This window comes from Xanthobacter luteus (assembly GCF_040049235.1).
GTDB lineage: Bacteria > Pseudomonadota > Alphaproteobacteria > Rhizobiales > Xanthobacteraceae > Xanthobacter.
This window is the reverse complement of the sequence record NZ_JBDZDO010000003.1, coordinates 238,242-250,495: the sequence shown is the minus strand read 5'-3', so window position 1 is coordinate 250,495 and position 12,254 is coordinate 238,242. Positions and strand designations below refer to the sequence as shown.

The following is a 12,254-nucleotide window of genomic DNA, read 5'->3' as shown; positions in this document are numbered from 1 at the left end:
CCGTGCGAGCCGGCCGACATGCGCATCCGCCGCGGATGGTTCAGTCGGCGAGCTCGATGCCGCGCGCCTCGGGGCCCTTCGGCCCCTGGCCCACCTGCACCACCACGCGCTGGCCTTCGGCGAGATCGGTCAGGCCGGACCGGGAGATCACGGTGACGTGGACGAACACGTCCTTGCCGCCGCCTTCCACCGCGATGAAGCCGAAGCCCTTGTCGGGATTGTACCACTTCACCGTGCCGACGCGTTCCTCGGTCGGCCCGGTCGCGGCGCGCGGACCACCGCCGCCGCCCATGCGCGGACCGCCGGGACCGCCGGGGCCGGCGCCGAAGCTACGGCGCGGGGGCGCCGCCTCGGCGGTGGAGGTGTCCACCTCGAGCACCTCGGTGACCTGACGGCCCTTCTGGCCCTGGCCCACGCGGACCGAGAGCTTGGAACCGGGAGGCACGCTCTCCTGGCCCGCCGCCTCGAGGGCGCGGGCATGCAGGAACACGTCGCCGGAGCCGTCGGACAGCTCCACGAAGCCGAAGCCCTTCTCCGGGTTGAACCACTTCACCGTGGCGTCGATCGGCGGACCCGACGGAGCCGGTGCACTGAAGCTGCTGCTGGGCGAAGCGAAGGCGCGGTCCCCACCAAATCCGCGATCCCGCGGCGGCTGAAAATCGTCATCAAAGCCACGGCGGCGCGGCTCGCGGAAGTCTCGGTTACGGCTCATGTGTATTTCCGTTGAAGATCAGTCGCCAATCCTGGCTAAGGGCCATCCACCACTGCGGGATTAATATGCGTCCATTGTGCAGTTTAGATTGCACTTCTCCGGCGACTTCGACGACGCCTTCGCGTAACGCTCAAACCCCACCACCCGCTTCTTGCCTCGCAGCCTAATGGACACGGCCGGTTCATCGCGCCCAAACAAAGCGCCTGTGCACACGGCCGGCCGAAAAGGAGACTAACACAGTTCCGCTTCCTTTTGGTACATGAATGTTCGGCGCACCCCGCGCCGACCTTATCCAGGAAAGTTTGCCGGCTCATCCCACCCATTTCGCTCGGCCCCGATATTCCGAGACCGCTGCGTAACGAGGCAGCCCATGACTATTGCCGCCAATACGGCGCCCGTCCGTCCGCCCCAGCGCCCGCATCGGCGCGACGGCTTCGTGCCCAAGCTCGTCACCACCCTCAGCCAGGGCTACCGATTTGCCGACCTGCGCGCCGATGCCGTCGCCGGCCTCACGGTCGCCATCGTCGCCCTGCCGCTCGCCATGGCGCTCGCCATCGCCTCGGGCGCCTCGCCCGACAAGGGCCTCGTGACTGTGGTGGTGGCGGGCCTCCTGATCTCGGCGCTGGGCGGCAGCCGCTACCAGATCGGCGGGCCCACGGGCGCGTTCGTGGTGGTGGTGTTCAACGTCATCGCCCATCACGGCTATGACGGACTTTTGATCGCCACCCTCATGGCGGGGGCGCTGCTGCTGGTGGCCGGGCTCACCAAGCTCGGCAATTTCATGCGCTACATTCCCGAGCCGGTGGTCACGGGCTTCACCGCCGGCATCGCCGTCATCATCTTCTCCAGCCAGGTGAAGGACTTCCTCGGCCTGCCGCTGGAACAGGTGCCGGCCGAGTTCCTGGACAAGTGGATCGCCCTGTTCAAGGCCGCGCCCGGCCTGTCGCTCGCCACCACGGCGCTCTCCGTGGGCGCGCTCGCCCTCATCCTGGTGCTGCGCAAGGTGGCGCCCAAGGTGCCCGGCTTCCTGATCGCGGTGGTGGCGGGGGCGTTCATAGTGCCGCTCATGGGCCTGCCGGTGGAGACCATCGGCTCGCGCTTCGGCGGCATATCCGGCTCCATTCCGGCGCCGCACCTTCCCGCGCTGTCCCTCGCCCGCATGTGGGAGCTACTGCCGAGCGCCGTCACCATCGCCTTCCTCGCCGGCGTCGAGAGCCTGCTCTCGGCGGTGGTGGCGGACGGCATGACCGGCGGGCGCCACCGGCCGAACGCCGAGCTCGTCGCCCAGGGCGTGGCCAACGCCGCCTCCGCCTTGTTCGGCGGCCTGCCCGCCACCGGCGCCATCGCCCGCACCGCCACCAACATCCGCGCCGGCGCCCGCTCGCCCATGGCCGGGGTGCTGCACGCCGTGTTCGTGCTGGCGGTGATGCTCGCTCTGGCGCCGCTCGCCGCCTCCATCCCGCTGGCGAGCCTTGCCGCCATCCTCATGGTGGTGGCCTGGAACATGAGCGAGGTGGACCGCTTCCGCCACCTCATGTCCGCGCCCCTGGGCGACCGGGTGCTGCTGCTCTCCACCTTCCTCCTCACGGTGGCGGTGGACCTCACGGTCGCCATCGCCACCGGCGTGGTGCTCGCCGCCGTGCTGTTCATGCACCGCATGGCCGAGACCGCGACCGTCGCCCAGGCCGAGTTCGGCACCGGCGAGGAGCACGACGCCCGCGGCGCCCTGCCGGCCGGGGTGGAGATCTTCGAGGTGAGCGGGCCGCTGTTCTTCGGCGCCGCCGCCCGCTTCTCGGAAGTGCTGGACAAGATCGGCCAGAAGCCGCGCGTCTTCATCCTCGACATGACCGACGTGCCGATGATGGACGCCACCGGTGTCAACGCGCTGTCCAATTTCGCGCGCCAGTGCGCCGGCGGCGGCACCGAGCTGGTGGTGGCCGGCCTCAAGGGCCAGCCGCGCACGGTGCTCGACAAGATGGTGCACGGCGCGCCGGGCGCCCACATCGACCTCGTCGCCGATCTCGACCAGGCGCTTGCTCTGGCCCGCATCAAGGCCGCCGCCTGACGAGGCGCGCCATGGCCTCAGACCTGCCCCACCCCGCGGCGCCGGCCGGAGCGGCGCCGTCCGATTCCGCGCCCGGCGGCCGCGCCGCGGGCCATCACGGCGCACCGGCGCGCCCCGGCGATGCGCCGGCGCCGGCGCCCATCTCGGCGCCTCAGAGCGCCGAGATGCTGACGCTGCTGGAGACCCGGCGCTCGCTGCCGCTGCGCGCTCTGGTGCCGCCCGGGCCGAGCCCCGGCGCGCTGGCGCGCATGCTCGCGGTCGCCGCGCGGGTGCCGGACCACGGCCGCCTCGTGCCCTGGCGCTTCATCGTCATCGAGGGCGAGGCGCGCCGCGTGGCCGGTGCGCGGCTCGATGCGCTCTATCTGGCGCAGAACCCGCAGCTCGCGCCGGACAAGCGCCAGATGTGGCACGACTATCTGCTGCGCGCCCCGGTGACCGTGGTGGTGGTGAGCCGGCCCGACCCGGCGTCGCGGATCCCGGTATTCAACCAGGTGCTCTCCGCGGGTGCCGCCGCCATGAACCTGATCTCGGCCGCCACCGCCCTCGGCTTCGGCGCCCAGTGGCTGCTGAAATGGCCGGGACGGGACAAGGCGGCGGCCGCGCTCCTCGGCGTCGGCGACGGCGAGCAGGTGGCCGGCTTCGTCCATATCGGCCGCCCGGCCGAGACGCCGCCGGACCGGCCGCAGCCGGCGCTGGCGGACGTGGTGACCCACTGGCGGCCGTGAGCGCGCGATCCGGAATGGGGACCGGCGGATCGGACTGCGGCCGGCCTCTACTCCGCCAGCGCCGCCTCGGTGGCCGAGGCGCGGCGCAGATAGATCCAGGACACATAGAGCGCCACGGCCGAGAACAGCGCCATGAGCAGGTATTGGCCGATGTCGCCCAAATGGAACAGGCCGGCGAGCGCCCAGCCCGCGGCCACCGCCGTGGCGAGCGCCTCGGTGGCGACGAGGATGGCGGCGCTCGCCACCGTCAGGAGCCTGCCGCCCGAACCCGAACCCGCCATGAACCTCTCCCGAACCAAAACCGGCCGCGCCGGAGCGCGCCTGCGCACGATCGGCCGGCAAACTGCCCGCCGCGGCGCCCTTGGTCAAGGCTGCTCCGGCGCCGGGACACGAACGCCGGGGAGGTTGCCCTCCCCGGCGCCGCGTAGGTCGATCCGACCTTCCTTAGTATTCTTGTAGGAGTCCCGCGCGGAGGCCGGCCGTGCCGCGGCTACGCAATTCCCAGCAGCACCGCGCCAATGAAGGCGAAGGCGGCGCCAAGCTTCAGGAGCGTCAAGACCTGCGTCACTGTCACCAGCGTCTCCCCGCATGATCGACCTCGCGAGAAAGCGTAGCAAAGCGCGGCGCCCTGAAAAGACCTGAAATGTGCTGCAGCGCATTCCTTCTCGCTGCGCCGCAAAGGCTCCGCTGGGCCAAGTAACTCTGTGATTTCGTCTTCCGCTCAGCGTGCAGCGCACGAATTGTCCAGTTGGCATACGTTATTTCACGCAGCAATGGCCCGTTCCACCAGCGCGGCAGCGGACAAGGCGGCCTGGTCGCGCCCGAAACGGCCCACCAGTTGCACCCCCATGGGCAATCCATCGGCACCCGACAGGCCGGTGATGTTGACCGTCGGGCAGCCCATCAGCGTCCACAGCCGGTTGAACATAGGAGAGCCGGTGGAGGAGAAGCCCTCCGGCGCGGTGCCGGGGGCGGAGAAGGTGAGGAGCGCGTCCACCTGCCCGAACAGGTCGCCGAGCGCGTGGCGCCCGCGCTTGCCGATGCGCCGCGCCTCGTCATAGGCCTCGGGCGTGATGGCGGCGGCCTGCTCCAGATGGGTCCGGATCCCGTCCGAGAGCAGGTCCCGGTGATGGGTGACCTCGTCCATCAGCGCCAGGGCCGCCTCGAAATCCTGGATCGTCCCGTGCACCGCGTCCGCGGCCTCGAGCTCCGGCGGCAAGGTGAGCGCGACCACGCGCGCGCCGGCCGCCGCGGCGGCCCGCGCCGCGGCTGAGAGCGCGCCATGGGCGTCGGCGCTCGCCGCGCCGTCGCGCGCGGTGGCGAGCACGCCGATGCGCGGGGCGGTGCCGAAGCGCTCGATGGAGAGATCCCGCCCGGTGAGCGCGGACGCCACAAACGCCACGTCCTCCACCCCGGCGCCGAACAGGCCCATGGTGTCCAGGTGCCAGGAGAAGGTCTTCATGCCCAGCGCCGGCAGCAGCCGGTAGGTGGGCTTGTAGCCGGTGACGCCGCAATAGGAGGCGGGGCGGATCACCGAACCGCCGGTCTGGGTGCCGATGGCGAACGGCACCATGCCCGCCGCCACCGCCGCCGCCGAGCCGGAGGAGGAGCCGCCCGGCGAATGGGTGAGCCGGCGCGGATTGCGCGTCTCGGACGGCTTCAGGAAGGCGAGTTCCGTGGTCACGGTCTTGCCGAGCAGCAGGCCGCCGGCGCGCCGCGCCTGACCCACCACGGGCGCATCGGCGCGTGGTCGATGGCCGGCGAAGATCGGGCTGCCATAAGCGGTCGGCAGATCGCGCGTGTCGATGATGTCCTTGACCGCGAACGGCAGGCCGGCGAGCGCGGTGCCCGCGAAATCGCCCTCGGCCGTGGCGCGGACCGCCGCCACATCGAGGGCGCAGAAGGCGCGCACGTCCGCGTCGCGCGCGGCGATGGCGGCAAGGCAGGTCTCCAGCACCGCGCGCGGCGTGGTGCGACCCGCGCCTAAGGCAAGGGCAATCTCGCGGGCCTTCAGCATGGGTTCTCAGTCCGGTCATGAGGCGGGCCCGTCGGCGGGGCGCCGGGCCGTCAGGGGGCGGGCAAGCGGGGCCGGGCGGGAGCAGGCCCGGCGCCGGAAACGGGGCCCCAGCAGAGCGGAGATTCAGCTTGCCGTCAAAGGGGGCGCCGTCACTGGACGGCGAGCACGCGCCGCCCCTGCCGCGCCGCGTCGTCATAGACCTTGGTGTCGCCCGGGCGCAGGGAATAGCAGGTGGGCGCGATCACCGGCTTGCCCGCCGCGAGCAGCTCCGACACGGTGGCGAAGCGATAGCCCTTGGCCTTCAAGGCGGGGATCAGCAGCCGGATGGCCTGGGCCGTGTGCCGGCCGCGCCCGTTGGCGTGCATCAGCACGATGGAGCCGGGGCGGATGGCGGCGAGCATGGCCTCGGCCATCCCCTTGGCGCCGATGAAGGCGGGGTCGCCGGAATCCACGTCCCACTGGATCGCGAGGTGGCCGGTGCGATTCACGTAGCCGAGCGCCTCGGCGCTGCACGAGCCGTAGGGAAAGCGGAACAGCGCCGTACGCGCCGGGCCGGCAATGCCGCAGCCCTGCGCGGCGGCATCCTCCCGGCGCACCGCATAGGCGATGTCCGCGTCGTCCACCTGCCGCTGCATCTCGGTGCCGGTGCGCACCGTGAGGTTGGCGTGCGACCATGAATGGTTGCCCACCTCGAACAGCGGATCGGCGATCAGCTGCATCGCCCGCTCCTGGTGGGTCATCATCCACTTGCCACCCACGAACAAGGTGGTCGGCACGCTTTCCTGGCGCAGATAGTCGAAGATCGCGCCGTCATAGCCGGAAATCTCGCCGCCGGCCTCGCACAGATCGAAGGTGAGGGCGACCAGCTTCACCCCCGCCGGCAGGTCCACCCGGCGGATCGAGCCGGCGAGGCCGGCCGGCGCCGGCGCCACCGGCGGCAGCGCGCGGGCCGGCAGCAGAACGTTCGTCCGGCGCGGCTGCACCACCTCTTCGCCGGGCCGGGCGGCGAGCGCGCCGGGCGCGAAGCAGGCGGGCGGCGCGGCGCCCGCACCGGCGGCGCCCACGGCCGCGAGCAGGAGGGCGCATGCCAGCGGCAGGCGCAAGGCTTGAACCACGACGACCTTCCCTCCCCCGAAGCAGCGCGCCGGCGGCGCACAAGCGCGGGCGACGCCGTGGCAGCACTCACCACGGCGCGCCGCCGCAGGCAAGGGCCCAGTTGGCCGCAAGGGGCGCGGCGCGGTGGCGCGGCGCGGTGGCGCGGCGCGGTGGCGCGGCGCGCGGATCGGGAGGAGACTGGCGCCGCGCCGATCGGATCGGCCCAACGGGAGATCGCGATGACCCCTTCTTCCCCGCCGCTGGCGGTGGTCACCGGCGGCAATGCCGGCATCGGCCTCGCCCTCGCCCATCGCCTGGCCGCGCTCGGCCATCGCCTGGTGCTGGTCGCCCGCGACGCCGGCCGCCTGGAGACCGCCGCGCGCGAGATCGCCGGCCGCACCGACGTCGCGGTGGACACCCGCGCCTGCGACCTCTCGGACGCGGCGCAGACCCGGGCGCTCGCCGCCGAGATCGCCGCGCGCGCGCCGGACGTGCTGGTGAACAATGCCGGCTTCGGCAGCTACGGCGCGTTCGCGACCCTGCCGGCGGAGGCCGCCGCCGGCATGATCGCCACCAACGTCACCGCGCTCACGGTGCTCACCGCCGCCGCGCTGCCGGCCATGCGGGCGCGCGGGGCGGGGCGGATCCTCAACGTCGCCTCCACCGCCGCCTTCGCGCCGCTGCCGCTCGCCGCGGTCTACGGCGCCAGCAAGGCCTATGTGCTCTCGTTCTCGCTGGCGCTGGCCGAGGAACTGGCGGGCACCGGCGTCACCGTCACCGCGCTCTGCCCCGGCCCCACCGCCACGGGATTTGCCGACCGCGCCGGCATGGCGCGGGCCCGGCTGTTCGCCGACGCGCCCGCGGCCAGCGCCGAGGCGGTGGCGGCGCGCGGGATCGCGGCGATGATGGCGGGCAAGGGCCTGGAGGTGACTGGGCTGTCCAACCGGCTGCTGGTCTTCGCCACCCGCTTCGCCCCGCGCGCCCTTGCCGCGCGCATCTCCCACCGGGTGATGCGGGAACGCCTGCCTTGAGCCGCCGGCGGGCCGGCGGCTATTTGGCCAGCAGCACCCCGGTGCAGGCCTCGGGCAGATCGGCGAGGGTCAAAGGCGGCTTCGGCTTCGAAGGCTCCTTCGACGGCTTGGGGTGCAGCACCGCGTCGGTGAACCACCAGTCGAGCTCGGCGCCGCAGCCTTCCCCGCCGGGAATCGGGTCCTGCGGCCGGCAGCCGGGGCTGTCCTTGGGACAGCCGATGCGCACGTGCATGTGGTAATCGTGCCCCCAATAGGGGCGCACCTTGGCGAGCCATGCGCGGTTGCCGGTGGCGTCGCGGCACAGCGCCTTCTTGATGGCGGCGTTCACCAGGACCCGCTCCACCTGCGGGTCGGTGGCGGCGAGGCGGATCACCTTCCAATGGTCCGGCCGCCAGTTGGCGGGGTCGATGTCGCGCCGATCCTGGCGCACCATCATGGTGGCGGAGAGCTTCTCGCGCTCCTCGCGGGAGAGCTCGTGCCCGGGGCTCGGGGTGAGCCAGATGTCCACGTCGAGGCCGAGCTGGTGGGAGGCATGGCCGGTGAGCATGGGACCACCGCGCGGCTGGGCCATGTCGCCGACCAGGATGCCGCGCCAGGCGGACACTTTCGGCACCTGGCCGGCGAAACGCTCGACGAAGGCCACCAGTTCGGGATGGCCCCAAATGCGGTTGCGCGACAGGCGCATGGCCTGCCAGCTGGGGCCGTTCACCGGCAGGGCCATCCCGCCCGCGAGGCAGCCTTTGGAATAAAAGCCGATGGCGCGCGCCGCCAGCGGCGCCGGGCCGTCCACCTTGCCGAACAGCTCCTTGGCCGGCTTGCCCACGAGCGCCGCCGGCGGCGCGCTCTGGCCAGCGGCGGCGCCGGCCGCCAGCAGGACGGCGAGGCCGAGCAGGACCGCCGGCACGCTGGCGGGCGCGCGGCCGCGCCGCGCCATCAGGAGGCCGCCTTGTGGGTCAGCACCACGAAGTCCTGCTGCGAGCGGGTGTCCGGATGGGCCGGCAAGTCGGTGATGAACAAGGTGGCGCCGGGCATCACGAGGGCGGCCACCTGGGCGTTGATCGTGGCGTCGAGGGTGATGCGCGACAAGGTGCGCTGGGCCGCGCCGGCGGCGGCGCTGCCGCCCTCCAGCGAAACCGCGTTCCAACGCGCCGGCTGGCCGGCGCCGGCCGCCGCCAGCACGTAGACCACGTTGCCGAGCGGCGTTGCCGGATCGGCGATCGCGACCGGCCCGGTCACCGCCGGCTTGCCGCCTCTGAGACCGATCAGGGTCTTGTCCGCGCCGCTGACGACGATGCTCACCGGCTCCGGTGCCGGGGCGGCGGCGGGCCCCGAGCCGGCCGCGCCCGGCGGCGTCTGGCCGTCCTGCGGCGCGCCCGCGCCGGTGGCCGCCACCGCCAGCTCCTGCTCCAGGTTCTCGCTCATGACGAGGCCGGGATGCAGCACGTCCTGCGGCGCCGAATGATTGTCGGCGATGATCACCGTGGTGCCGAGATGGGTGATGGAGAACAGCAGCTTGGCGAAGGCCAGCGGCAGGTGCACGCAGCCGTGGGAGGAAGGATAGCCCGGCAGCCCGCCCGCATGCAGCGCCACCCCGGACCAGGTGAGGCGCTCGGTATAGGGCATGGAGGCGTCGTTATAGAGCGAGGAATGGTGGTCCACGTCCTTCTGGAGGATGGTGAACACGCCCGTCGGGGTGCCGTAGCCGTCCTTGCCCGTGGAGACGGTGGTGACGCCGATGCGCACGCCGTTGCGGTAGACATAGGCCATCTGGTCCGAGAGGTTCACCACCACGGCGACAAAGCCGTCGGGCGCGCGCTCGGGATGCCAGACGAACTCGCCGGGCTTCAGCGCCTTGATGGCGGCGAGGTCCGGATCGTCGGCGGCGATGGCGGGGAACAGCGCGTCGAGCGCGGCGCCGGCGGCCAACAGGCCGGCGAGCTTGAGGGTCCGGCGTCGGCCGGCGTCGACATCACGTGGCATGGGTTCCCCGCACCGTCCCGCCGGCGGAGCCCGCCCCGCCCGCATCGGACGATCCGGGCGGCGGCTCCCTGCGCGGCGAATCCGCGCGCCAAAATTACCCGAGCCGGCCGCCGCACTCAATTGGCGTAGGGATTGTCCTTCTCCCGCAAGGTAATGCGGATCGGCACGCCGGGCAGGTCGAAGGCCTCGCGCAGGCCGTTCGACAGGTAGCGCAGATAGCTCTCGGGCAGCGCCTCGGGGCGCGAGCAGAACAGCACGAAGGAGGGCGGGCGCGCCTTGGGCTGGGTCATGTAGCGCAGCTTCACGCGGCGCCCGGAGACCGCCGGCGGCGGGTGCGCGTCGGTCACCTCCTGCAGGAAGCGGTTGAGCGGGTTGGTGGCGATGCGCTTGTTCCAGCGCGTATAGGCGGTGACGATCGCCTCCAACAGCTTGTCGAGCCCGTGCCCGGTGAGGCCCGAGAGCGCGACGATGGGCACCCCCTTGACCTGCGGCAGCAGGTGGTCCGCCTGCTCGCGCAGCTTCGCCGTGAGGCCGCCGCGCGGCACCAGGTCGGTCTTGTTGTAGCCGATCACCAGAGCCCGGCCCTCGCGCTCGACCAGATCGGCGATGCGCAGGTCCTGCTCCTCGAACGGGCGGGTGGCGTCGATCAGCAGCACCACCACCTCGGCGAACTTCATGGCGCGCAGGCCGTCGGCGGCGGAGAGCTTCTCGATCTTGTCGTCGATGCGCGCGCGCTTGCGCAGCCCCGCGGTGTCGAACAGCTCGAACTTGACCCCCTTGTGCTCCATGTCGACGGAGATGGAATCGCGGGTGATGCCCGCCTCCGGGCCGGTCAGCAGCCGGTCCTCGCCCACGAGGCGATTGATGAGCGTCGACTTTCCGGCATTGGGCCGGCCCAGCACCGCCACCTTGATGGGGCGCTTGGGGCGGCCGCTCTCGTCCGGGTCCGGCACCTCCTCCTCGACGTCGTCGTCCTCGGCGAGGGCGGTCTGCTTCGGCAGCGCCTCGCGCAGCGCGTCGTAGAGCTCGGAGAGGCCCTCGCCGTGCTCGGCGGAGAACGGCACGGGATCGCCGAGGCCGAGGGCGAACGCCTCCATGGTGCCCGCCTCCCCGCCCCGCCCCTCGCTCTTGTTGGCGACCAGGATGGTGGGCTTGCCGGCGCGCCGCACCAAAGCGGCGAAGGCGCGGTCGGTGGGCGTGAGGCCGGCCCTGGCGTCGATCATGAACAGGATGGCGTCGGCATCGGCGATGGCGGCCTCGGTCTGGGCGCGCATGCGCCCTTCCAGGCTCGCCGGGTCGGCCTCCTCCAGGCCCGCCGTGTCGACGATGCGGAACGCGAGGTCGCCGAGGCGCGCCTCGCCCTCGCGCCGGTCGCGGGTCACGCCCGGCCGGTCGTCCACCAGCGCGAGCTTGCGGCCCACGAGGCGGTTGAACAGGGTGGACTTGCCCACATTGGGCCGGCCCACGATGGCGAGCGTGAAGGACATGGGTGCGGCTCGTTGCCCCTTGCGGGCGGGGTCTGAAACGGGTGGCGGACGGGGGCCGGGCGGACGCTCCTGCCCCCGAGGACGAGGTCCGGGCGGTGAAACTCTAGCACGACCGCGCGCCGGCGGCCGCGGCCGCGCTCAGTTGGTCTGCTGGCCCGGCTGGCCCGGCTTGGTCGAGGGGTCCGGCAGGCGGTCGAGCACGGCGTTGGAATTGCTCGGCTGGGACGGCGCGGCGGAATAGTCGACGCCCGGCACCCCCTCGGGGAACACCTTCTGGCGCGCGCCCGGAAGCGGGCGTTCCTTCTCCACGAAGGGGTTGAACTTCTCCATCGACTCGCAGCCGGCGGCCGTCAGCGCGAGGCCGGCGGCGAGGGCGAGGCGCACGAGGCGCAGGCGCGCTTTCACCATGGAGCACTCCATCACTGGGTCGCCGGGCTCGCCGCGGGCGCGGCCGGCGCGGCCGGGGGCGGAACCGCCGCGGCGGTCAGGCGGCGGATGAGCTCGGCGCGCGAGCGCTCCCCGCCGGTGGCCTCGGCGTCCTCGGTGATCTCGGTGGCGAGCTTGTTGGCGGCCGCCGCGTTGCCGGCCTTCAGCTCGGCGAGGGCGAGCGTCTCGCGGGCGGAATTGCGCATCGGGCCGGTGCCGGCGGCGAGCGCGCCGACCCGCTGACGCACCTCCTCGAGCGTGCCCGCATCCACCAGCATCAGGCCGGCACGCACCCGCGCCACCTCGCGCAGCGCGGCCGGAAGCGCGGCGTCGGCGGCGAGCGCGTCGAAGGCGGCGACGCCCTTGGCCTTGTCCACCTGCGCGGCCACCGCGGCGGAGCGGAAGGCGGCGAGCGCCGCATAGCCCGCCGGGCCGTCCTTGGCCAGCGCCTGGAAGGCGGCTTCCGCATCCTGGTACTTGCCGGCGGCGGCGAGCTCGGAGGCGGCCTCGAACGCGGCGCTCGCCTTGAAGGCCTGCTGCTCGCGCCAGTATTTCCAGCCGCTCCAGCCGGCGGTGCCGGCGACGACGAGCAGCGCCAGCGCGATCAGGTAGCTGCCGAAGCGGTCCCACAGCTTGCGCATGCGCTCGCGCCGGAGGTCTTCCTCGATCTCGTGAAATATGTCGGTCATCGGCGGTTCGCGGCTCTCTGGCGCAGG

Annotated in this window: 12 protein-coding genes; 3 read left to right on the top strand and 9 right to left on the bottom strand. The window is 72.6% G+C overall.

The features are described 5' to 3' along the window. Positions 1–40 precede the first annotated feature (40 nt). A complete protein-coding gene (locus ABLE88_RS12195; protein ID WP_348831957.1) occupies positions 41–553 on the bottom strand; it encodes a cold-shock protein in 513 nt (170 codons plus the stop codon). A 529-nt stretch (positions 554–1,082) separates the two neighbouring features. Here ABLE88_RS12195 and ABLE88_RS12190 point away from each other — a divergent pair. Beyond that, positions 1,083–2,777: a SulP family inorganic anion transporter gene (locus ABLE88_RS12190; protein ID WP_348831956.1), complete on the top strand. Its 1,695-nt coding sequence runs from the start codon at positions 1,083–1,085 to the stop codon at positions 2,775–2,777. A gap of 11 nt (positions 2,778–2,788) precedes the next feature. Continuing rightward, positions 2,789–3,502: a nitroreductase family protein gene (locus ABLE88_RS12185; protein ID WP_348831955.1), complete on the top strand. Its 714-nt coding sequence runs from the start codon at positions 2,789–2,791 to the stop codon at positions 3,500–3,502. 47 nt (positions 3,503–3,549) lie between these two features. Here the strand turns inward: ABLE88_RS12185 and ABLE88_RS12180 are convergent, their stop codons facing one another. From ABLE88_RS12180 to ABLE88_RS12170, 3 genes are all read right to left on the bottom strand, one after another. Then, positions 3,550–3,783: a hypothetical protein gene (locus tag ABLE88_RS12180; RefSeq protein ID WP_348831954.1), complete on the bottom strand. Its 234-nt coding sequence runs from the start codon at positions 3,781–3,783 to the stop codon at positions 3,550–3,552. A 482-nt stretch (positions 3,784–4,265) separates the two neighbouring features. Then, positions 4,266–5,519 (bottom strand): amidase, encoded by a 1,254-nt coding sequence (locus ABLE88_RS12175; protein ID WP_348831953.1) that lies wholly within the window; start codon positions 5,517–5,519, stop codon positions 4,266–4,268. 149 nt (positions 5,520–5,668) lie between these two features. Next, positions 5,669–6,634 carry a polysaccharide deacetylase family protein gene (locus ABLE88_RS12170; protein WP_348831952.1) on the bottom strand — a complete coding sequence of 322 codons (966 nt, stop codon included), beginning with the start codon at positions 6,632–6,634 and terminating at the stop codon, positions 5,669–5,671. Between the two features lie 219 nt (positions 6,635–6,853). Here ABLE88_RS12170 and ABLE88_RS12165 point away from each other — a divergent pair, with 219 nt between their 5' ends. Next, positions 6,854–7,645, top strand: a complete 792-nt coding sequence (locus ABLE88_RS12165; protein ID WP_348831951.1) for an SDR family NAD(P)-dependent oxidoreductase — start codon at positions 6,854–6,856, stop codon at positions 7,643–7,645. Positions 7,646–7,664: 19 nt separating this feature from the next. On the opposite strand, the gene mepA is transcribed toward ABLE88_RS12165, so the two are convergent. The 5 genes from mepA to ABLE88_RS12140 all read right to left on the bottom strand — a co-directional run bounded on the left by mepA (position 7,665) and on the right by ABLE88_RS12140 (position 12,227). Continuing rightward, the gene (gene mepA / locus ABLE88_RS12160; protein ID WP_348831950.1) at positions 7,665–8,579 is read right to left on the bottom strand and encodes a penicillin-insensitive murein endopeptidase; all 915 of its coding nucleotides are present in this window, start codon (positions 8,577–8,579) and stop codon (positions 7,665–7,667) included. Continuing rightward, positions 8,579–9,625, bottom strand: coding sequence for a L,D-transpeptidase (locus ABLE88_RS12155; protein WP_348831949.1), 1,047 nt, complete (start codon positions 9,623–9,625; stop codon positions 8,579–8,581). Before ABLE88_RS12155 ends, mepA begins: the two co-directional genes overlap by 1 nt. 116 nt (positions 9,626–9,741) lie before the next feature. Continuing rightward, positions 9,742–11,112 carry a ribosome biogenesis GTPase Der gene (gene der / locus ABLE88_RS12150; RefSeq protein WP_348831948.1) on the bottom strand — a complete coding sequence of 457 codons (1,371 nt, stop codon included), beginning with the start codon at positions 11,110–11,112 and terminating at the stop codon, positions 9,742–9,744. Positions 11,113–11,250: 138 nt separating this feature from the next. Beyond that, entirely contained in the window at positions 11,251–11,520 is a 270-nt protein-coding gene (locus ABLE88_RS12145; protein WP_348831947.1) for a hypothetical protein, read from the bottom strand. An 11-nt stretch (positions 11,521–11,531) separates the two neighbouring features. Beyond that, positions 11,532–12,227 (bottom strand): tetratricopeptide repeat protein, encoded by a 696-nt coding sequence (locus ABLE88_RS12140; RefSeq protein ID WP_348831946.1) that lies wholly within the window; start codon positions 12,225–12,227, stop codon positions 11,532–11,534. Positions 12,228–12,254: the final 27 nt, after the last annotated feature.